The organism is Gilliamella sp. M0364 (assembly GCF_016100565.1).
Lineage (GTDB): Bacteria > Pseudomonadota > Gammaproteobacteria > Enterobacterales > Orbaceae > Gilliamella > Gilliamella apis.
In genome coordinates this window covers 1-22,641 of record NZ_JACFSF010000013.1, presented here as the reverse complement: position 1 = coordinate 22,641, position 22,641 = coordinate 1, and the positions used below count along the sequence as shown (strand labels likewise).

17 protein-coding genes are annotated in these 22,641 nt (G+C 37.2%); 12 read left to right on the top strand and 5 right to left on the bottom strand.

Going from position 1 to position 22,641, the window contains the following annotated elements; all coding sequences use genetic code 11:
• Positions 1-2 precede the first annotated feature (2 nt).
• The 4 genes from H3U96_RS10755 to H3U96_RS10740 form a co-directional block, all read right to left on the bottom strand.
• Entirely contained in the window at positions 3-560 is a 558-nt protein-coding gene (locus H3U96_RS10755) for a molecular chaperone (RefSeq protein ID WP_198196640.1), read from the bottom strand.
• Between the two features lie 61 nt (positions 561-621).
• Positions 622-1,461, bottom strand: a complete 840-nt coding sequence (locus H3U96_RS10750) for a DmsC/YnfH family molybdoenzyme membrane anchor subunit (protein ID WP_198196632.1) — start codon at positions 1,459-1,461, stop codon at positions 622-624.
• Between the two features lies 1 nt (position 1,462).
• Positions 1,463-2,077: a DMSO/selenate family reductase complex B subunit gene (locus H3U96_RS10745; protein ID WP_370545652.1), complete on the bottom strand. Its 615-nt coding sequence runs from the start codon at positions 2,075-2,077 to the stop codon at positions 1,463-1,465.
• A 19-nt stretch (positions 2,078-2,096) separates the two neighbouring features.
• Positions 2,097-4,547 (bottom strand): DMSO/selenate family reductase complex A subunit, encoded by a 2,451-nt coding sequence (locus H3U96_RS10740; protein ID WP_198196621.1) that lies wholly within the window; start codon positions 4,545-4,547, stop codon positions 2,097-2,099.
• A 222-nt stretch (positions 4,548-4,769) separates the two neighbouring features.
• Here H3U96_RS10740 and parE point away from each other — a divergent pair, with 222 nt between their 5' ends.
• The 8 genes from parE to xylB all read left to right on the top strand — a co-directional run bounded on the left by parE (position 4,770) and on the right by xylB (position 17,690).
• Positions 4,770-6,659 carry a DNA topoisomerase IV subunit B gene (parE, locus tag H3U96_RS10735; RefSeq protein WP_065614146.1) on the top strand — a complete coding sequence of 630 codons (1,890 nt, stop codon included), beginning with the start codon at positions 4,770-4,772 and terminating at the stop codon, positions 6,657-6,659.
• 27 nt (positions 6,660-6,686) lie between these two features.
• Positions 6,687-8,915, top strand: coding sequence for a DNA topoisomerase IV subunit A (parC, locus tag H3U96_RS10730; protein ID WP_065578182.1), 2,229 nt, complete (start codon positions 6,687-6,689; stop codon positions 8,913-8,915).
• A gap of 1 nt (position 8,916) precedes the next feature.
• Positions 8,917-9,762 carry a co-chaperone DjlA gene (djlA, locus tag H3U96_RS10725; protein ID WP_198196619.1) on the top strand — a complete coding sequence of 282 codons (846 nt, stop codon included), beginning with the start codon at positions 8,917-8,919 and terminating at the stop codon, positions 9,760-9,762.
• Between the two features lie 15 nt (positions 9,763-9,777).
• Entirely contained in the window at positions 9,778-11,223 is a 1,446-nt protein-coding gene (locus H3U96_RS10720) for a TrkH family potassium uptake protein (RefSeq protein ID WP_065650737.1), read from the top strand.
• A gap of 143 nt (positions 11,224-11,366) precedes the next feature.
• Complete coding sequence (locus H3U96_RS10715; protein ID WP_198196610.1) at positions 11,367-12,941, top strand: TerC family protein; 1,575 nt, start codon at positions 11,367-11,369, stop codon at positions 12,939-12,941.
• Between the two features lie 290 nt (positions 12,942-13,231).
• On the top strand, positions 13,232-14,542 hold the full coding sequence (locus H3U96_RS10710; RefSeq protein ID WP_065578185.1) for an NCS2 family permease: 1,311 nt from the start codon (positions 13,232-13,234) through the stop codon (positions 14,540-14,542).
• 298 nt (positions 14,543-14,840) lie between these two features.
• The gene (xylA, locus tag H3U96_RS10705) at positions 14,841-16,160 is read left to right on the top strand and encodes a xylose isomerase (RefSeq protein ID WP_065578186.1); all 1,320 of its coding nucleotides are present in this window, start codon (positions 14,841-14,843) and stop codon (positions 16,158-16,160) included.
• Positions 16,161-16,232: 72 nt separating this feature from the next.
• Entirely contained in the window at positions 16,233-17,690 is a 1,458-nt protein-coding gene (gene xylB / locus H3U96_RS10700; RefSeq protein ID WP_198196608.1) for a xylulokinase, read from the top strand.
• 85 nt (positions 17,691-17,775) lie between these two features.
• On the opposite strand, the gene H3U96_RS10695 is transcribed toward xylB, so the two are convergent.
• Positions 17,776-18,966, bottom strand: a complete 1,191-nt coding sequence (locus H3U96_RS10695) for a DNA-binding transcriptional regulator (RefSeq protein ID WP_086365537.1) — start codon at positions 18,964-18,966, stop codon at positions 17,776-17,778.
• A 288-nt stretch (positions 18,967-19,254) separates the two neighbouring features.
• Between H3U96_RS10695 and rpsL the strand changes: the two genes are divergently transcribed.
• The 4 genes from rpsL to H3U96_RS10675 all read left to right on the top strand — a co-directional run.
• Positions 19,255-19,629, top strand: a complete 375-nt coding sequence (gene rpsL, locus H3U96_RS10690) for a 30S ribosomal protein S12 (protein WP_034883792.1) — start codon at positions 19,255-19,257, stop codon at positions 19,627-19,629.
• Between the two features lie 100 nt (positions 19,630-19,729).
• Positions 19,730-20,200: a 30S ribosomal protein S7 gene (gene rpsG, locus H3U96_RS10685; RefSeq protein WP_065578189.1), complete on the top strand. Its 471-nt coding sequence runs from the start codon at positions 19,730-19,732 to the stop codon at positions 20,198-20,200.
• 106 nt (positions 20,201-20,306) lie between these two features.
• Entirely contained in the window at positions 20,307-22,409 is a 2,103-nt protein-coding gene (gene fusA, locus H3U96_RS10680; protein WP_065614139.1) for an elongation factor G, read from the top strand.
• 65 nt (positions 22,410-22,474) lie between these two features.
• Positions 22,475-22,641, top strand: a 167-nt coding sequence (locus H3U96_RS10675) for a GTP-binding protein (protein WP_232347784.1), incomplete at its 3' end; no start/stop codon positions are given.

The following is a 22,641-nucleotide window of genomic DNA, read 5'->3' as shown; positions in this document are numbered from 1 at the left end:
AGTTATACCATTTGCAAATATTGTTCAGCAATAATCGCTAATGCTTGATAAAATAGACTGACTTGATTTTGTTTTAAGCAATCCAAATACATTGGCGCCCAATTTAAAAGGTATTCGGTCATTAATTGCTGTGCAGCAGCAAATTGCTGCTTTTCTAGTAGTATCGCATATGCCATTAACATCAATCCAAACTGATCTTCTGGCTCATTCATACCCGTATCAAGAGTCAACCCTTGCTGCTGTAAAAATTCCCGATAGCGTTCTTGTGATTCACCCATTAGTAGTTTTTCTTGATCTAAATAGACTGAACCCCATGGTGGCGCCGACATAATGCCTTGCCCTTCAAATAATAGTGAGAATTGATATTCTATTTCTGGATGCTGTATCTGAGTACTCAAGATTTGGCATTGTTCTGTTACTAATTGTTGGTTTGGCCACTTTGCTAACTGATCTAGCTGTAATAATCCATCAATTAAACCAGTGACTTGTTTACTGGTAGGCGGATAATAAAAAAAAGCGCCTAATAATTTCGCCAACGTGATAGAGGTCAGGTTATCCAAATTATTCAATCCTATAATGATTAGCCAATTAATTATGCCATTACCATCAACTACCGCACAATTAAACGGTTATCATCCACAAATTATAAAAAGTTATACGTCCGCAAATTTCTGCGATAAATACGCTAATAAAAGCCAATAGATAAATCATTGTCTGATGTTGATTTCTTAAAATCGCAAATAAAACCAATATGATAGAAATAATTAATAATGCGCACTGTGCTATTATCCAGCAATATTGATTAGAGGTTAAGTCTGGAGCAATTTCACTCATTAGCTTTAAGTAAGGTATTTTTAATAGCAGAATCAGTAAGCTGCCCATAAAAAATGCACCATAACCAATTCGACGTGGACCTAACCAAGTGACAGCAATACCACCTAGCACTAACATTGCGGTATACATTTGTATTGCAGTATAGTTGGTATCCCATGTTTTAATTGTTGGTAACTTATAGGTTAGTACGATTGTCCACACAAATAATAAGCTTAATATGATTAATATAATGGCTAATAAAACGTTTAAATGAGCAATGCGGTTAATTTTTTGGCATAAAAATTTGATTATTTTTAATTTTTTACTATTTGGATATAAAACAAAATAGTTAAGTATGACAAAGGCAAATGTAATGCCAAATAATAAACCAAAGGTAAAAATTTCATTACTCATTGGTGAACGACCAATACCAAAAATGACATTTAAAGCACGTAAAGGTTGCCCTAAATGAAATGAGGCGACCCCCATGCCAATTGCCATAAAGATTAGCGACATTGAATTGATTTTTTGCGTGATAGCCAATTTAGTTGGCGAGCGAGAAATCAGATAAAATAGTCCACTTAATAAGATCATTCCTGCTGATAATTGCCCAAATACCGTAAAAAATACCAGTGGTAGTTCCTGCATTTTAGACCTCCTCTGGATTAAGCACTTTACCAAGCGAGTCACCTGTTGCTTTTGCTTGTACATGCGGTTTTATCACAATACTTGGTTTGGTTAAGTCTGAGCTTGGTAGTGGTGCAATATCGCACTCATATCCATAACGCTGACGCAATTTGCCAATTTCATCAAAATCTAAAGCGCGCTGAGGACAAGACTCAACACAGACTGGTTTTAAACCTTGCGCTACACGTTCGTAACAACCATCACATTTAGACATGACCTTTTTTTGATGATCATATTGTGGAGCTCCGTAAGGGCAACGCATTTCACAATAGCGACAACCAATACATACATCTTGATTTACTACCACTAACCCATCTTCTTGGCGTTTATGCATAGCGCCAGTTGGGCAACCTTGTACACAGGTTGGCTCTTGACAATGATTACAAGAGATCGACAAATAATAGGTAAATGTATCATTTTGCCAACATCCATCTACTTGCTTCCATGTACCACCGCCATATTCATAAATACGGCGAAAATGGATACCAAGTGCATTATCTTTTTCATCTTTACAACTTACTTGGCAAGTTTTGCAACCAGTACATTTGGTAGAATTAATATAAAAACCATATTGCATTTGAACCATCTCCTTCCGATTAAGATGCCGACGGCATAGCTGCTAATGGTTTAATTTCAACCAAATTGGTATGCTGAGGATTAGATTTAGCAAGCACAGATGGTCGTAAGGAGGTTAAACGATTAATGCAACCACCAATATCAATGCCAGCAGCATTAGTCTTGGCCCATAATCCTTGCGGAAGAGCGATAATTCCCGGTAGTATCCGTGGCGTCACTTTAGCCGGAATGTAAAGTCGACCGCGGTCATTATAAACTTCAACCAATTGACCATGCTTTATCTGTCTTTGTTCAGCGTCCATTGGATTAATCCAGAGACTACTAGCTACCGCTTCTCGCAATTGCGGAAGATTACTATAACTTGAATGACAATGCCCTTTGATATGAAAACCGATTAGTTGTAATGGGTATTTCGCTTGTGTTTGCAGATCTTCACTGCCCTCTATTGCCGGTAAATATGCCGGTATAGGATAAAGTTTGTCATCGTCATCAAACTCCCATTCATTGGCAATTTTGGCTAATGCTTCTGAATAAATTTCGATTTTACCTGACGGCGTATTTAATGGATTTTTTATTGGATCATCGCGAAAAGCTTTTAATCCGATCTGTGCATCGCTATCAGCTAATTTACGATCAACAATCCCCATTCCATCTGTTTCGGCAAAAGTCGGTAAATTAGGATTGAGTTTACGCATTTTTTCATAACTATAAGCAATCCAATCGTCTTGACTCCGACCTTCAGTAAATTTATCTTTAACTGCCATTTTCGCTGACAATTCAGTCAAAACCTCATAAGCAGGACGATTTTCCCAAAGTGGTTTTATTGCTCGTTGCAAACGAATAAAATAATGATAAGCACCTGATGCATATGAATTATTGATTAAATCATTACTCTCTACAGATGAAACATCCGGTAACAGTAGATCAGCATATTTTGCTGAAGCAGTCATATGGGTATCCCAAACTAAAATAAATTCACATTTCGATTCGTCTTGTAAAATTTGGTGAGTCCGATTGAGATCGGAGTGTTGATTACCAATAACATTGCTAGCATAGCTCCAGATAAATTTAATACCCACATCTAATTTATCTTTACCTTTTATATAAGAATTTTTCGCAGTCATGCTTAACGGTTCATCAATTGCCTTCGTCCATAAAAAGAAAGGAATACTGGTTTTAACCGGGTTAACCATATTCAAGCCAGGCACAGGATAAGTTATGCTACCACCCCAAGTACCAATGTTAGTACCACGCTTACCAAACTGACCGGTGATAACCGGTAGGATCATAATCGCCCTTGTAGTATGCTCACCATTTTGCCAGCGCTGTGGCCCCCAACCTTGTGAAATCCATGCCGCTTTCGCATTGACAATATCTAACGCCAACTTACGAATCTGTTTTGCCGCAATGCCGGTTTTTTTAGCTGCCCATTCTGGAGTTTTAGGCGTTCTATCATCACCCAATCCTAAAATATATGATTTATAGTCGCTAAAAGGTGGAGCACTATCAGGTAATGTATCAGCATTCCAACCCACACAATATTGGTTAAGCATCGCCTCATCAACACGATCTTCTTCAAGCAAAGCATAAATGATTGCAGCGACTAACGCAGCGTCAGTTCCAGGAATAATCGGCAGCCACTCAGCATTAAAACCAACGACACTTTCACTACGGCGTGGATCAATAATAATTACCCTTGCTTTACTTTGTGCTAATGCAGTATATAACTCAGCAACCTGCCCACCACCCGACATTCTAGTTTCAGCAACATTATGTCCAAACATCACAACTAGATCAGAATGTTTGATTTGGTCTAGCAACGACTCTTTAGCATTACCATATATAAAAGGTTGAATAGCGGTGATCTGTCCACTTGAATAATCACCATGATAATTCAGGTGACCACCGATACAACTTAAAAATCGCTTACAGGCATTACGACCTGAGATATTTGCCCCTGTCGTACCCGTACCATATTGGTAATAAATAGCTTCATTGCCATAGCGATTAATAGTATATTTGAGTTTTTCTGCTAATAGATCGATAGCTTCGTCCCACGAGATGCGTTTGAATTTGCCTTCACCGCGTTTACCGATTCGTAGCATTGGATATTTTAGCCGTTCCGGATCATAGGTACGCCAACGCACAGCTCGTCCACGCAGACAAGGACGGATTTGATGTTGACCAAAGACCGCATCATTAATCCCATCTTCAGCAGATATTTTAGTAATAATATCGTTTTTAACATGTACTTTTAACGGGCAACGACTACCACAGTTAACTAAACATGCACTATAAAAAATCTTTTCTTGATTCGTTGGATTAGGTACCGAGGTCTTGGCAAGATCTGCCTCTGGCGCAGCATAAGCAAAAGGCAATTGTAAATCATTGGTTAATGCGGCCACACTACCGATTGCCAATGATTTTTGTAAAAAATCGCGCCGAGTTATCTGATTATCTGACTTGCTCATCCTGTTCCCTTATTTTTATTTGGGATGTATTTATCATAATACTATAGTTAAGATTATAAAACAGAAAAAAGGCTAAAATCGAAATTAACTTAAAATAAATTAATGTAATAAGAATTATTATCAATAAAAAAATCAATTTGCTTTTTATTATAAATTTAATTTCATGCATCTTAAGGAAAGATTGGTATAATAAGCCCATTTAATCGAATAAACAGAAAAGTTATGTCACAATCCACTTATAATGCAGTTGATATTGAGGTCTTAAAAGGGCTCGATCCTGTTCGTCATCGTCCTGGAATGTATACTGACACAGCTCGTCCCAATCATTTAGGGCAAGAGGTGATTGATAATAGTGTCGATGAGGCTATTGCTGGTCATGCTCGCCAAGTGAAAGTTACCCTTTATGAAGACAATTCACTTGAGGTTATTGATGATGGTCGAGGTATGCCTGTTGATATCCATCCTGAAGAAGGCGTACCGGCTATTGAACTATTACTTTGTCGCTTACATGCTGGTGGTAAGTTCTCCAACAAAAACTATCAATTTTCTGGCGGTTTACATGGGGTGGGTATCTCTGTTGTCAATGCCTTATCCAAACGAGTTGAAGTCACCGTAAACCGTGATGGACAAGTTTACCAAATCGCCTTTGAAAATGGTGATAAAGTCGAAGATTTACATGTAATTGGCACCTGTGGCCGACGAAATACTGGTACAAAAGTACGTTTTTGGCCGGATGAAAAATATTTTGATTCACCTCGCTTCTCAGTACCTCGCCTAACTCATTTGCTTAAAGCGAAAGCTGTACTTTGCCCGGGACTGGAAATCATTTTTAAAGACAAAATTAACAGTACTGAGCAACGCTGGTGTTATCAAGACGGTTTAAAAGATTATCTGATAGAGTCAGTTAGTGGTTACACACTATTACCGGAACAACCATTTACTGGTAGCCATACAGGTGAAACAGAAGCGGTTGAATGGGCATTACTTTGGTTACCAGAAGGTGGCGAACTGTTAACTGAAAGTTACGTTAACTTAATTCCAACGGTGCAAGGTGGAACTCATGTCAATGGTTTACGTCAAGGATTGCTTGATGCCATGCGTGAATTTTGTGAGTTTCGTAATTTATTACCGCGTGGTTTAAAATTAACCGCCGATGATATTTGGGAACGCTGTGCCTATGTGTTATCAGTAAAAATGCAAGAACCGCAATTTGCCGGTCAGACCAAAGAACGTTTATCATCAAGACAAAGTGCAGCTTTTGTTTCAGCTATTGTTAAAGATGCATTTAGCCTGTGGTTGAATCAAAATGTACAAATTGCCGAATTACTTGCTGAGATGGTAATTTCCAGTGCGCAAAAACGCTTAAGAGCATCCAAAAAAGTCATCCGTAAAAAATTAACCAGTGGTCCAGCTTTACCGGGTAAACTGGCTGACTGTGCATCACAAGATTTAAGTCGCACTGAACTATTTTTAGTCGAAGGTGATTCTGCTGGCGGTTCGGCTAAACAAGCCCGTGATCGTGAATATCAAGCAATTATGCCGTTGAAAGGTAAAATATTAAATACTTGGGAAGTCTCATCTGACGAAGTATTAGGATCGCAAGAAATTCATGATATTTCAGTAGCTATTGGTATTGATCCTGATAGTGATGATTTAAGTCAATTACGCTACGGTAAAATCTGTATTTTAGCCGATGCTGACTCAGATGGATTGCATATTGCCACGTTACTGTGCGCACTGTTTGTTCGTCACTTTCGAGCCATGGTTGAACATGGTCATATTTTTGTCGCCATGCCACCACTGTATCGTATCGATTTAGGTAAAGAAGTTCATTACGCCCTTGATGAAGAAGAAAAAGAAGGGATTTTAGATCAGCTTAAACGTAAAAAAGGTAAGCCAAATGTTCAACGTTTCAAAGGGTTGGGTGAAATGAATCCATTACAACTTCGCGAAACCACAATGGATCCTAACACCCGTAGATTAGTGCAGTTATCACTAGATAATGCCGAAGAAACAATGGCATTAATGGATATGTTACTGGCGAAAAAACGTGCCGAAGATCGCCGAGAATGGTTACAAGAAAAAGGTGACCAAGTTGAACTTGATGTCTAATATACAGAATAATTTAGAGGAACAATAATGAGTGAAATAACTCATGACGGAGTAGAAGTTCAGTCGCTACGAACATTTACCGAAAGCGCCTATTTAAACTACTCAATGTATGTCATTATGGATCGCGCATTGCCGTTTATTGGCGATGGCTTAAAACCAGTACAACGTCGCATTGTTTATGCAATGTCAGAATTGGGACTAAATGCTCAAGCAAAATTTAAAAAATCAGCCCGTACTGTTGGTGACGTTTTAGGTAAATACCATCCTCATGGTGATAGTGCCTGTTATGAAGCAATGGTATTAATGGCGCAACCGTTTTCTTATCGATATCCATTAGTTGATGGGCAAGGAAACTGGGGGGCACCCGATGATCCAAAATCATTTGCTGCAATGCGTTATACCGAATCACGTCTATCAAAATATGCCGAATTATTGTTAGGTGAGTTAGGACAAGGCACTGTCGACTATACGCCCAATTTTGATGGTACATTACAAGAGCCAAAAATGTTGCCAGCTAGATTGCCGAATATCTTATTAAACGGTACTACCGGTATTGCGGTAGGTATGGCAACCGATATTCCACCTCATAACATTCGTGAAGTGGCGAATGCAGCTATTATGTTAGCTGATAATCCAAAAGCAACACTTAGCGAAGTGATGGAGCACATAAAAGGCCCTGACTTCCCAACAGAAGCAGAGATTATTACCTCTCCGGAAGATATCGCCAAAATTTATAAAACTGGCCGTGGCTCAATACGTATGCGAGCAGTTTGGAAAAAAGAAGATGGCGACATTGTTATTACTGATCTGCCACATCAAGTTTCTGGTGCTAAAATTTTAGAGCAAATTGCTAGCCAAATGCGCGCTAAAAAACTACCGTTAATTGAAGACTTACGTGACGAATCCGATCACGAAAATCCGACTCGTCTGGTTATTGTGCCACGTTCTAATCGTGTAGATCTAGAGCAAGTAATGAATCATCTATTTGCCACTACTGATCTAGAAAAAAGTTATCGTGTTAATATGAACATGATTGGACTAGATAATCGTCCATCTGTTAAAGGATTGGTTGAGATCCTAACTGAATGGTTAGAATATCGACGCATTACTGTAACCCGTCGCTTAAATTATCGCTTAGATAAAATACTAAAAAGACTACATATTTTAGATGGTTTATTAATTGCCTTTCTAAATATTGATGAAGTGATTGAAATCATTCGTCATGAAGATGACCCAAAAGCAGAATTAATTCAAAGATTTGCCTTAAGCGAAACACAAGCTGAAGCTATCTTAGAATTAAAACTCCGCCATTTAGCTAAACTAGAAGAAATTCGTATCAAAGGTGAACAAGCCGAACTGGCTAAAGAGCGAGATCAACTGCAAGCATTATTAGCTTCACCAAGAAAGTTAAGTAATTTAATCAAAAAAGAGCTACAAGCTGATGCTGAAAAATATGGTGATGAACGTCGTTCACCAATTGTCGAACGCAGTGAAGCCAAAGCAATTACTGAACAAGAGTTAATCCCTTCTGAACCAGTTACAATCGTATTATCAGAAATGGGTTGGGTCAGAGCTGCTAAAGGCCATGATATCGATCCTGTAGGATTAAGTTATAAAGCAGGTGATAGTTTTAAAACCGCAGCAAAAGGTAAAAGTAATCAACCAGTGGTATTTATCGATTCAACTGGTCGCAGTTACGCTATTGAGCCAAGTACATTACCATCAGCTAGAGGACAAGGCGAACCTCTTACTGGTAAACTGGCATTACCAGCTGGAGCAACCATTGAACATGTATTGATGTCAGGCAATGAACAACAAAAATTCTTACTTGCATCGAGTGCTGGATACGGTTTTATCTGTCAATTTAATGATTTAATTGCGCGCAACCGTAATGGTAAAGCAGTGATTAATTTATCTAAAGATGCAGATGTATTAGCACCAATAGAGATTTTATCAGAAGAAAGCTTGCTGTTATCAATTACTAAAGCAGGAAGAATGCTGATATTCCCAGTAAAAGATTTACCAGAATTATCTAAAGGTAAAGGCAATAAAATTATTTCACTCTCTGGTAGCGATGATAGCCTCGCTTATATGATGTTGATAACACCAGAAACATCTATAACTCTATATGTTGGTAAACGCAAACTTACACTTTATCCAGCTGATTTACAAAAATTTAGAGCGGAGCGTGCTCGTAAAGGCACATCATTACCACGTGGATTGCAAAAAATAGATCGAATTGAGGTAAACGAATAATATGTCTTTGATCTGGTCCATTATTACCGGTTTAATACTGAGTTCAGTATTAAAATCTGGGTGGGGATTTATACTCGGATTATTTATTGGCCCAATGCTATATCAAGCATTTGGTAATAAATTGACTGAGAAAAGGACACAATCTAATCCAAACTTATACTTAACGGTTGTTTTTGAAGTATTAGGGCATTTAAGTAAAGCTAAAGGGGTTGTTACTCGTGATGATATTAATCTGGCTCGGCAAGTTATGGATCGACTCCAACTTGATTCGACAAATCGTCAATTAGCGCAAGAATCATTCAATCGTGGTAAAGCGAGTGATTACCCACTTCGATCACGATTAAGTGAGTTATATCACCAATATCGTTATCGACGTAATGTCTTAAATATCTTTTGCGAACAATTAATTCAAGCAGCTTTAGTTGATGGTCATTTAGATGACAAAGAGTCAGAGATTCTTTTCATTGTTGCCGATGAGTTTCGTATTCCACGGCCACAAATGGCAATATATATTCAAATGATGATGGGAAGCTTTCATTTCCGTCAAGAATATCAGTACAATCAACAAAACAGTCAACATCAATATCAACAAAATCATAATTATAGTGGTTACCAAAGCAGTACTAGGCAATCAGATTTAGCAAATGCTTATAAAATATTAGGAATAAATTCATCTGCTGAAATTTCTGAAATTAAAAGAGCATATCGCAAATTAATGAATGAACATCATCCAGACAAATTGGTATCCAAAGGCTTACCAAAAGAGATGCTAGAAGCAGCCAAAAAGCGAGCACAAGAAATTCAAGCTGCTTACGATCTTATAAAATCATCACGTGGCTTTAAATAGAGATTACTATATATGATGCATTGGCGCTCAATTGTAAGAATTATCGGTTTATTAATATCACTATTGTCAGTATTTATGTTAATACCTGCACTAGTGGCGTTAATATATCGTGACGGTGCAGGTGCTATTTTTGTTCGTTCATTTTTCGCAGCATTAATTTTAGGTGTGTTATTGTGGTTTCCTAATCGTCATCAACGCCATGAATTAAGTACTCGAGAAGGCTTTTTCATTGTTGTATTATTTTGGGTCGTTTTAGGCACTATTGGCGCATTCCCCTTCCTATTTGATAATCATATCAATCTTAATTTAACCACAGCTTTTTTTGAGTCTTTTTCTGGATTAACAACCACTGGCGCCACCACTATTGTCAATTTGGATCATTTACCCAAAGCGCTACTTTTCTATCGTCAAATGCTGCAATGGTTAGGTGGTATGGGGATCATCGTACTTGCGGTCGCAATTTTACCACTATTAGGGGTCGGGGGTATGCAGCTCTATCGAGCTGAAATTCCTGGTCCACAAAAAGACAGTAAAATGCGACCACGTATTGCCGAAACAGCAAAAACCCTTTGGTCGATTTACATTTTACTCACTACTTTATGTGCAATAAGTTTGTGGTGTGCTGGAATGGATATCTTTGATGCTATTTCACATAGCTTTTCAACGATATCAATGGGTGGTTTTTCGACCCATGATAACAATTTAGCTTATTTTAATAGTGCAACAATTAACTATATTGTTACCTTGTTCCTCATTTTGTCAGGATGTAATTTTGCTCTACATTTTGCCGCATTAAATGGCATTTCACTTAAAGTATATTGGCACGATCAAGAGTTTAGAACGTTTATCTTTATTCTGCTTATCTTAATTATTATCTGCGCTTTAGTGATCTATATTTATCAGCCGCAACGCCATCTTAGTATCGACAAAATTATTTTACAAGTCGTGTCTGTTTCAGCAACAGTAGGCTTTACCGTCGACGATATTAATACTTGGCCATCGTCATTACCCATCTTTTTATTATGTGCTTCGTTTATTGGTGGCTGTGCTGGTTCTACTGGTGGTGGACTAAAAGTTGTTCGGGTACTGCTACTATTTATGCAAGGTTCACGAGAGTTAAAACGACTTATTCACCCTAATGCAATTTATACCTTAAAACTCAATAATCGTGTAGTACCAGAACGTATCATTGAAGCGGTATGGGGATTCTTTTCTGCCTATGCATTAGTATTTTTAGTGAGTTTATTTATTATTATGGCAACAGGAATTGATGCAACTGACTCATTTTATATCGTTGCTTCATCGCTAAATAATTTAGGCGTTGGCCTTGGTAGTGTCAGTGATAATTTTGCTCATGTCAGTGATATGGTGAAATGGGTCATGGTCGTTGACATGTTATTTGGTCGACTAGAAATATTTACTTTATTAGTTTTATTCACGCCGACATTCTGGCGAAGTTAATTTTTACGCCTAATAAAGGCTTTTAATTAACAATTTTTGATAAAATAGTCAAAAATTTAAATATTTTATTGATTATTTTGCTAATTACAGACAGAATTACCAAGCAGCATGTGCTGTGATCATTAGAGGTAATCACCTGACATATGGAATGGATCATGGATCCTACAATCTGGATTGGTTTATCCACTCTAGTTGTACTTGAAATCGTCCTTGGCATTGATAACATTGTTTTTATTGCCATTCTTGCCGAGAAACTTCCGCCTCAACAACGAGATAAAGCACGCATTACAGGCCTTGCTTTTGCATTAATAACCCGAATATTGTTATTAATGTTTACTGGCTGGTTAGTTACTCTCACCACCCCACTATTTTCTATATCAGGTATTAATTTCAATGCTCGGCAATTAATTATGTTGCTTGGCGGAATATTTTTGCTGTTTAAAGCAACAATGGAACTCAATGAGCGTTTAGAAGGTGCATCACACGAAGATGGCAAACCGAAAAAAACCTCACATTTTTGGACTGTTGTTGCGCAAATCGTGGTACTTGATGCCGTATTCTCACTTGATTCAGTCATTACTGCAGTGGGAATGGTTGAGCATATACCCGTTATGATTATCGCAGTTTGTATCGCCATTGCGATTATGATGGTGGCAAGTAAACCATTAGCCTATTTTGTTAACTCCCATCCAACGATTGTTATTTTATGTTTAAGCTTTTTATTGATGATTGGCTTTAGTTTGGTTGCCGAAGGTTTCGGTTTTGTCATTCCAAAAGGCTATTTATATGCAGCTATCGGCTTCTCGATTATGATTGAATTCTTTAATCAACTAGCCATATTTAACCGTCGAAAAGCATTAAACAAAAAACCTCTACGTGAACGTACCGCCGAAGCTATTTTACATTTACTTAAAGGCGATGCTGAAGAAGATCCCGATAGCCATACCATTGATGTGGTCTCGGATAATAATAAAAAAACCTCAGTATTTAATCATCAAGAATTAAACATGGTTGAGCGAGTATTAGGGTTAGCTCAACGTTCAGTAAGCAGTATCATGACATCTCGATTAGATGTTGATATGGTCAATATCAATGATGATCGAGAAGTAATATTAAAAGAAATTTTTGACAATCCTCATTCACGTTTAGTAGTGACTGATAATGCTTCAATTGATGAACCATTAGGTATCATTCAAGTTAATGATCTGTTAAAAGATATTTTACAAAATAAACAACCTTTTGATATTAATTCATTAATCAAACAACCATTAATTTTTCCTGAAACAGTATCATTACTTGTAGCGCTGGAACAATTCAAAAAAGCCAAAACTCACTTTGCTTTTGTGGTTGATGAATTTGGATCAATGCAAGGTGTGGTGTCAGTGACCGATGTTATTGAAACCATTGCCGGTGACTTTCCAACTGAAGAAGAAGAGATCGATGCTAAACATGACATCCAATGTTTAGATGATGATAGTTGGATTGCAAATGGCTATATCCCAGTAGAAGAATTAGTAAGATTTGTACCGATTCCGATTGATGATAAACGAGAATATCATACCCTTGCGGGATTATTGATGGAAAAAGCCCAACATCTACTCAATGTTGGTGAAACCATACAGATTGGTGACTATCTATTTGAAGTCGCCGAGATTGAAAGTCATCGGATTTTAAAAGTAAAAATTACTAAAAATAAATTAGATATTTTGGCTAACTAATCTATTGATAATCAGCATTTTATCCAGTGTGCCATTAAATGGCTAAAAACTATGTTAGCGCTAAGTTATCAGCATGACTGATCACTAATAAAATGCTATTTGTTATTTAGAATAACGCTTGACCAAAATAAATTACTGGCAATAATAGCGCAGTGTTTTTACGTTTTTTAAAGATATGAAGTAATCACTTTATATCTTTTTTATTTTTACCGTAAATTCACTTCGGTAAAAATAAAGATATAAAATTATATCAAAATGGATCACTATCAACCTAAATTGGGCTTTAATTTATGAATTCACTATTCGAAAAAATCTTTCAATTAAAAGAGAAAAAAACCACCCCTGGTACCGAGCTTATCGCCGGTTGCACCACTTTTTTAACCATGGTTTATATTATCTTTGTTAATCCTTCAATCTTATCTGCAACAGGAATGGATAAATCAGCAGTGTTTGTCCTAACTTGTGTTGTCACCGCTTTTGCGACAATTATGATGGGATTATTTGCCAATCTACCGATTGCTTTAGCACCTGCCATGGGGCTAAATGTCTTTTTTGCTTATGGAATATGCGGTGCAATGGGCTATTCTTGGCAAGTTGGGATGGGAGCGATATTTTGGGGCTCATTGGTCTTTTTTGCATTATCACTATTTAAAGTCCGCCATTGGTTAATCGAACATATTCCACAGTGTTTACGCGCCGGTATTAGTGCTGGTATTGGCTTATTTATTGCTTTTATGGGATTCCAAAATATGGGTATTGTGGTCGCATCGCCAGCTACATTACTAACCTTAGGCAATATTTTGTCACTTAAAGTCTTATTAGGTTCGCTTGGATTTTTTATTATCGTTATCCTTGCTACCCGCAATTTTCATGCTGCCGTGTTAGTTTCTATTCTTGTCGTGACCCTACTAGCGCTATGGCTTGATCCAAATATTAGTTATCAAGGAATTGCAGCAGTTCCACCGAGTGTTGGCAGCGTTGTTGGCCATGTTGACCTTGCTGGTTCACTGAATATTGGTATCCTCGGGGTAATCTTTTCAGTAATGATTGTCAGTTTGTTTGATTCATCGGGTACTATTTTAGCTTTAACCGATAAAGCAGGACTTTCTGACGAAAAAGGTCGTTTTCCTAAAATGCGTCAAGCTTTATTAATTGATAGTTTCAGTTCTTCACTTGGTGGGTTATTTGGTACTTCATCTGTATTAACTTACATTGAAAGTTCCGCAGGCATTTCAGTTGGTGGACGTACTGGCTTAACTGCAGTGGTGGTTGGCTTATTATTTTTAATGATGACTTTCTTATCACCTTTAGCACATTTAGTACCACCTTATGCTACATCAGGTGCACTAATTTTTGTTGGTATCTTAATGGTATCAAGTTTAATGAAAGTTAACTGGTCTGATTTAACGGATGCAACACCAGCATTTATTACCGCATTAATGATGCCATTTGCTTTTGCTATTACTGAAGGGGTCGCACTTGGCTTTATCTCTTATGTGATATTGAAAACATTTACAGGTAAATTTAAAGAATTAAATCTTTGTGTGATAGTTTTTGCACTACTGTTTGCTTTAAAATTCATCTTTATCGATCATCATTAATTTCATCAAACTATTTCTACCATTAACATGGTAGAAATAGCTTCTTCCCCCATACAATTATTTCATCTGAAATTTCAAACCGACTACAACAATCATTTCACCTTCTTTTAGCCCTTTATAGAATTTGATCTGCGTCACAAAAAACAAAAAACATAAAATCGCTACAAAATTTAGTAATTGTTGTTGTTGTTAAAACTCATGCATATTGATTACCTGATTTAGCAACGTTTAGTTATCTAGAAAACTTAGTAACCAAAATATAGATTTTAAGTTAATTAATGGTATTTAGAGGTACATTATGAGTCAATATTATGAAAAAATAGAAAGAGTTAAATACGAAGGAACACAAACTAATAATCCTTTTGCGTTCAGGCATTACAATCCAGAGCAGATAATTTTGGGAAAAACAATGGCTGAGCACTTACGCTTTTCTATCTGTTATTGGCACACTTTTTGTTGGGCTGGCACCGACATGTTTGGTGCAAATTCATTTAATTATCCGTGGCAAAAGGGGGCTGACCCACTAGCTAATGCCAAGGCAAAAGCAGATATTGCTTTTGAATTTTTTTATAAAATGAATGTTCCTTTTTATGCATTTCATGATGTCGATGTTGCCCCAGAAGGTAATTCAATTCAAGAATATATCTCTAATTTATCCATGATGACGGATATCCTGTTACAAAAGCAACAGGAAACCGGCGTTAATTTATTATGGGGAACCGCTAACTGTTTCACAAATCCAAGATATGCAGCCGGTGCGGCCACCAATCCTGATCCGGAAGTTTTTGCCTGTGCTGCCACTCAAGTTGTCCATGCAATGAATGCTACTCATAAGTTAGGTGGTCAAAATTACGTATTATGGGGAGGCCGGGAAGGTTATGAAACGCTGTTAAATACTAACTTACGCCAAGAACGTGAACAACTTGGTAAATTTATGCAATTAGTTGTCGAAAACAAACACAAGATTGGTTTCAATGGCGCATTATTGATTGAACCAAAACCACAAGAGCCAACCAAACATCAATATGATTATGATGTTGCAACCATTTATGGCTTTTTAAAACAATTCGGCTTAGAAAAAGAAATCAAGGTCAATATTGAAGCAAATCATGCAACACTTGCCGGCCATTCATTTCAACATGAGGTAGCTTCAGCTATTGCCTTAGATATATTTGGTTCACTTGATGCTAATCGGGGTGATCCACAATTGGGATGGGATACAGATCAATTTCCGAATAGTGTCGAGGAAAACACACTAGTTATGTATGAAATATTAAAAAGTGGCGGATTTACCACTGGTGGACTTAACTTTGATGCCAAAATAAGACGGCAAAGCATTGATAAATATGATGTATTTCATGGCCATATTGGTGCCATCGATACTATGGCATTATCATTAAAATGTGCAGCGAAAATGATTGAAGATAAACTATTAAATCAAAAAGTAGCTGAGCGTTATGCCGATTGGGACAAAAATTTAGGTAAAGATATTTTACAAGGGAATATGTCGCTACAAGAAATTGCACAATATAGTCTTGCAAATAATCTGCAACCTAAAGCGCGTAGTGGAGCACAAGAGCAATTAGAAAATATTGTTAATAAATCTATTTTTGGCTAAAAAAATCATTGTGTATTTATCTATCAGAACTATTATATTTATAGTTCTGATAGCTGCATAATGGAGGCAGATATGTATATTGGTATTGATTTAGGCACCTCTGGTGTCAAAGTAATTTTAATGGATGAAAAACAACGCATTGTGGCGTCAAATACAAAGTCACTCACCGTATCCCGTCCCCACCCATTATGGTCAGAACAAGATCCCCAGCAATGGTGGCAAGCAACAGATTCAGCACTACAAGAACTTAGCCATCAACATGACTTGACACGAGTCAAAGCAATTGGCTTAAGTGGACAAATGCATGGAGCAGTACTATTAGATAGTTCATCTCAAGTATTAAGGCCAGCAATTTTATGGAATGATGGTCGTTGTGATATTGAATGTCATGAATTAGAACAATTAGTGCCAAATTCTAGAAAAATTACTGGCAATTTGATGATGGCAGGTTTTACTGCACCCAAAATAAAATGGGTGCAAAAACACGAGCCAGAAATATTTGCCAAAATAGATAAAGTGCTTTTACCAAAGGATTATTTACGCTTTAAAATTACAGGAGAATATGCATCAGATATGTCTGATTCTGCTGGCACCATGTGGTTAGATGTTGAAAAACGAGATTGGAACGATCAATTATTAAATGCTTGCGGTTTAAATCGACGACATATGCCAACCTTATTTGAAGGCAATCAAATAAGTGGTTATGTTACTGATGATATAGCTAAACGTTGGAATATAAATTCAATTCCAGTTATTGCCGGTGGTGGCGATAATGCTGCCGGTGCTATCGGTGTTGGTCTTTATCAACCAGGACAAGCAATGCTTTCGCTTGGTACTTCGGGGGTTTATTTCGCCGTTACTGATCGATTTATCAGCCAACCTGAACAGGCAATTCATAGCTTTTGCCATGCATTACCTAATCGCTGGCATCTTATGTCGGTTATGTTAAGTTGTGCTTCATGTCTTGATTGGGGATGCCAATTGTTAGACATTAAAGATGTTGCTACATTATTTAGCTTGATAGAAGAACAACCATCTGACGATAAACCACCAGTCTATTTTTTACCTTATCTATCAGGTGAAAGAACACCACATAATAACCCTGAAGCTAAAGGTGTATTTTTTGGCTTAACCTATCAACATAATAAAGTCGATTTAGCTAAAGCAATCTTGTTAGGTGTGAGTTATGGCCTAGCAGATGGTATAGATGTGGTAAAACAAACCGGCATTTCACCTGATAAAATTATTGTTATTGGTGGCGGAGCTAGAAGTAAATATTGGCGCCAATTAATTAGCGATATCTCTGGTTATACTATAGTTTATTGTGAGGGTGGCGAAGTTGGTCCCGCTTTAGGCGCCGCTAAACTGGCACAAATAGCTTGTAACTCAGATGGTGATTTAGGGCAATGGTTAACACCATTACCAACCATTCAAACTCACCAGCCAGATAGGGAAAAACATGAATATTACCAACAACAGCGTGCTATGTTTAGAAACATTTATCAACAATTAAAACCGCTAATGTCTTGATATTAAAAAGCAGAAGATCTTTTGTAACACTCTTCTGCTTTTTAGCGAGTTAATAAATCTATTTTTCAACTTTATGTTAAGTTGATTATAGTAAATTAAGATTGGTAAATTTACTTCTGAAATCCTTCGGAGTCATGCCATATAACTTTTTAAATAAAAAATAAAAATATTGCACTGATGGATAGCCACATTGCTCAGATATTGCTTGAATCGATAATGAGGATTCAATTAATAGATATTTGGCTCGATTAAACTTCTCTTCATGAATGACCGTGTGAATGGTTTTGCCTAATGATGTTTTAAAGCGAAGTTCTAAATTAGAACGAGATATTTGCAATTCCGAAGTTACTTGATCTACTTTAATACCTTTACAAGCATAATCACGGATATAATGAATAGCTTGTATAACATAAGGATCTTGTATTGAACGGTAATCGGTCGAACGACGTTCAATAACTTTTTTCGGTGAAATTAACCGTGGCGAGGTAGAGACCTTTCCCTTATTAAATATTTTTTGCAACAGTTTAGCTGCTTCAAATCCCATCTCCTCGGTTCCTTGTTTTACAGTAGATAAGGAAACCATCGATAGATCATTGATTACTTCTTCATTATCTATACCAATTAAGCATAGCTCTTCAGGTATTTTTATTTCAACTCTATCACAAGCTTGTAAAATATGATGAGCTCTAGCATCATTTACGGCAATAATGCCGGTATTAACTGGCAGAGATAATAACCATTTAGAGAGTTTATCTAAGCTATCTTGCCAATTATCAAGAGATGTAGTTGTTCCTTGATAAATAAACCCTTCATAACCCTTTTGACTTACGATTTGCTCAAAAAACTGTTCTCTTACTGCCGCCCAACGACAAGACCGATGAGGTGGTAGACCATAAAAGGCAAATTGATTAATGCCTTTAGAACATAAATGATTAAAAGCACTCTCAATAATCGCAAAATTATCCGCAGCAACATAAGGAACCTTTGGATAACTTGAATTATCATGATGTGAACTACCTACGCCAATTATTGGAATATCAACATTAGTTAGTAGATCTTGAATATCTGGATCATCAAAATTAGCAATAATACCATCACAATCAAAATGGAAAGCTGTATTTGTATCATAACGCATGGTTTCGGAAATATAGATATTCCAGTGAATATTATTCGCTTTTAGAAAATCGCCTATTCCTTTAAGGATTTGTCGATCATAAATATTATTTGCATTAAATAGCAAAACAACTTTGTAACTTTCAACCTGTGTATCTTTCATTGTCACATTTATATATTGGTATTAATTTATATCCCATCTATTAGGATAAACTAGTGCGATAAAAAGCACCAATAAAATAAAAAAATGTATTTTTATTTTGCATTTATTCATGCATAAAAATTATTGATAAATAACATAAAGAACCTGTGCTAATACTTGACATTATAGCTATTGAGGTCTAGAATCTTGCGACCCAAAACTTATATAAATAGGCTTTGGGCTACAGTTATTAATTACGTATCTAAAAAGCAATTTTTAAATTTATTTTAATTAATCAGGAGCTTATTAATGGCAACAATTAATCAGCTGGTACGCAAACCAAGAGCACTAAAGGAAGCGAAAAGTAACGTTCCTGCACTTGAAGCATGCCCGCAAAAACGAGGTGTATGTACACGTGTTTACACCACTACACCTAAAAAACCAAACTCAGCATTACGTAAAGTATGCCGTGTACGTTTAACCAACGGTTTTGAAGTAACTTCTTACATCGGTGGTGAAGGTCATAACTTACAAGAACATAGCGTGATTTTAATCCGCGGTGGTCGTGTTAAAGATTTACCTGGTGTTCGTTATCACACTGTTCGTGGTGCATTAGACTGCGCAGGTGTTAAAGATCGCAAACAAAGCCGTTCTAAATACGGTGTGAAACGACCTAAAGCTTAATGGAACTCCGTTAAGTAAGGCCAAACTATATAAATTCCATATAACTCATTTGAGTTTTGGGTAAACCTGAAAATTTGTAACATATAAACGGAGTATTCCAATGCCACGTCGTCATGTTGTCGGTCAAAGAAAAATTTTACCTGATCCGAAATTCGGTTCAGATTTGCTGGCGAAATTTGTAAATATTTTAATGATAGATGGTAAAAAATCTGTCGCAGAATCAATCGTATATTCAGCTCTTGATAAATTAGCTGAGCGTAGTGGAAAAGACCACTTAGCAGCTTTCGAAGTTGCATTAGATAACGTAAGACCAACTGTAGAAGTTAAGTCTCGTCGCGTTGGTGGTTCTACATACCAAGTTCCTGTTGAAGTGCGTCCTGTTCGTCGTAACGCACTTGCAATGCGTTGGATTGTAGATGCTGCACGTAAACGTGGCGATAAATCAATGGCATTACGCCTAGCGAATGAACTTATGGATGCTTTTGAAAACAAAGGTACCGCTGTGAAAAAACGCGAAGATGTTCATCGTATGGCTGAAGCTAATAGAGCGTTTGCACACTATCGTTGGTAATTTAAGCGCTTATATAAGATGCTTGAAATTAGACTGATAATTAATATTTATTATCAGTCCCCAAAAAGATATTTTATAAGCAAACGATTCTAAATAGAGGATTAATATGGCTCGTACAACCCCTATAGCACGCTACCGTAATATCGGTATCAGTGCACACATTGACGCAGGTAAAACTACGACAACTGAACGTATTTTGTTTTACACTGGCGTAAGTCACAAAATTGGTGAGGTTCATGATGGCGCAGCTACCATGGACTGGATGGAACAAGAACAAGAACGTGGTATCACTATCACTTCTGCGGCAACTACTGCATTCTGGTCTGGTATGGGTCAACAATTTGAACCACACCGAATCAATATCATCGACACCCCGGGACACGTTGACTTCACAATCGAAGTTGAACGTTCTATGCGTGTTTTAGATGGTGCGGTAATGGTTTACTGTGCGGTTGGTGGTGTTCAACCTCAATCAGAAACAGTATGGCGTCAAGCAAACAAATATAAAGTTCCACGTATCGCGTTCGTAAACAAAATGGACCGTATGGGTGCTAACTTCTTACGTGTTGTTGATCAAATCAAAACTCGTTTAGCCGCTGTACCAGTTCCATTAGTATTACCTATCGGCGCTGAAGAAGGCTTTACAGGTGTAGTTGATTTACTTAAACGTAAAGCAATTAACTGGAATGATGCAGATCAAGGTGTAAGCTTCACTTATGAAGATGTTCCTGCAGATATGGTTGAGCAAGTCGAAGAATGGCGTGCAAACTTAATGGAAGCAGCAGCTGAAGCAAATGAAGAGTTAATGGAAAAATACCTTGGTGGTGAAGAGTTAACTGAAGAAGAAGTTAAATTAGCATTACGTGAACGTGTGCTTGCTAACGAAATCATCTTAGTAACTTGTGGTAGTGCCTTTAAAAACAAAGGTGTTCAATTCATGCTTGATGCAGTAATTGAATATTTACCAGCACCAACAGATGTTCCAGCAATCAAAGGTGAATTACCAAATGGTGAAGCAGCAGAGCGTCATTCAAGTGATGATGAACCGTTCTCATCATTAGCATTTAAAATTGCAACTGACCCATTTGTTGGTAACTTAACATTCTTCCGTGTTTACTCTGGTGTAGTAAATTCTGGTGATACCGTTCTTAACTCTGTTAAAGATAAAAAAGAACGTTTTGGTCGTATCGTTCAGATGCACGCGAACAAACGTGAAGAAATTAAAGAAGTTCGCGCAGGTGACATTGCAGCAGCTATCGGTCTTAAAGAGGTAACAACTGGTGATACATTATGTGCTGAAAGTGCTCCAATCATTCTAGAAAGAATGGAGTTCCCAGAGCCGGTAATTTCTGTTGCTGTTGAACCAAAAACTAAAGCTGACCAAGAAAAAATGGGACTTGCTTTAGGTCGACTAGCACAAGAAGATCCTTCATTCCGTGTTCACACCGATGAAGAATCAGGTCAAACAATTATTTCTGGTATGGGTGAACTTCACTTAGAAATCATCGTTGACCGTATGAAACGTGAATTTAAAGTGGAAGCAAATGTTGGTAAACCACAAGTTGCTTACCGTGAAACCATTCGCAATGAAGTTGAACAAGAAGGTAAATTTGTTCGTCAGTCTGGTGGTCGTGGTCAATATGGTCATGTATGGTTAAGAATTAAACCATTAGAAGCTGGTGGCGAAGGCTACAAATTCAACAATGAAATTGTTGGTGGTGTGGTTCCTAAAGAATACATCCCAGCAGTTGATAAAGGTTGTCAGGAACAAATGAAAAACGGTGTTCTTGCTGGCTACCCAATTGTTGATGTTGAAGTCACTATCTATGATGGTTCTTACCATGATGTCGACTCATCAGAAATGGCATTTAAAATTGCCGGTTCAATGGCATTTAAAGATGGCTTCATGAAAGCTAAACCTGTGCTTTTAGAACCTATCATGAAAGTAGAAGTTGAAACTCCTGAAGATTATATGGGTGACGTTATCGGTGACTTAAACCGTCGTCGTGGTATGATCGAAGGAATGGAAGATACTGCAACTGGTAAAACAGTTAAAGCACAAGTTCCACTTTCAGAAATGTTTGGTTATGCAACAGACCTTCGTTCACAAACCCAAGGTCGTGCTTCTTACTCAATGGAGTTCTTGAAGTACAATGAAGCGCCAACCAATATTGCAACTGCAATTATTGAAGCTCGTAAAGCGAAATAATTATTTATATAAATAAGTAACACTTCCCTATTGTTAGGGAAGTGATTTAATAAAGGAACATTAAGATGTCTAAAGAAAAATTTGAACGTACAAAACCGCACGTTAACGTTGGTACAATCGGCCACGTTGACCATGGTAAAACAACTCTAACTGCAGCGATCACATCAGTATTATCTAAAAAATACGGTGGTCAAGCTCGTGCATTCGATCAAATCGATAACGCACCAGAAGA

Coding starts and splice junctions, on each gene's coding strand:
- xylA (WP_065578186.1), top strand. CDS start 14,841: ATGAGTCAATATTATGAAAAAATAGAAAGAGTTAAATACGAAGGAACA.
- rpsG (WP_065578189.1), top strand. CDS start 19,730: ATGCCACGTCGTCATGTTGTCGGTCAAAGAAAAATTTTACCTGATCCG.
- H3U96_RS10710 (WP_065578185.1), top strand. CDS start 13,232: ATGAATTCACTATTCGAAAAAATCTTTCAATTAAAAGAGAAAAAAACC.
- rpsL (WP_034883792.1), top strand. CDS start 19,255: ATGGCAACAATTAATCAGCTGGTACGCAAACCAAGAGCACTAAAGGAA.
- fusA (WP_065614139.1), top strand. CDS start 20,307: ATGGCTCGTACAACCCCTATAGCACGCTACCGTAATATCGGTATCAGT.
- djlA (WP_198196619.1), top strand. CDS start 8,917: ATGTCTTTGATCTGGTCCATTATTACCGGTTTAATACTGAGTTCAGTA.
- H3U96_RS10745 (WP_370545652.1), bottom strand. CDS start 2,077: ATGCAATATGGTTTTTATATTAATTCTACCAAATGTACTGGTTGCAAA.
- parC (WP_065578182.1), top strand. CDS start 6,687: ATGAGTGAAATAACTCATGACGGAGTAGAAGTTCAGTCGCTACGAACA.
- H3U96_RS10695 (WP_086365537.1), bottom strand. CDS start 18,966: ATGAAAGATACACAGGTTGAAAGTTACAAAGTTGTTTTGCTATTTAAT.
- H3U96_RS10715 (WP_198196610.1), top strand. CDS start 11,367: ATGGAATGGATCATGGATCCTACAATCTGGATTGGTTTATCCACTCTA.
- H3U96_RS10750 (WP_198196632.1), bottom strand. CDS start 1,461: ATGCAGGAACTACCACTGGTATTTTTTACGGTATTTGGGCAATTATCA.
- H3U96_RS10740 (WP_198196621.1), bottom strand. CDS start 4,547: ATGAGCAAGTCAGATAATCAGATAACTCGGCGCGATTTTTTACAAAAA.
- parE (WP_065614146.1), top strand. CDS start 4,770: ATGTCACAATCCACTTATAATGCAGTTGATATTGAGGTCTTAAAAGGG.
- H3U96_RS10720 (WP_065650737.1), top strand. CDS start 9,778: ATGCATTGGCGCTCAATTGTAAGAATTATCGGTTTATTAATATCACTA.
- xylB (WP_198196608.1), top strand. CDS start 16,233: ATGTATATTGGTATTGATTTAGGCACCTCTGGTGTCAAAGTAATTTTA.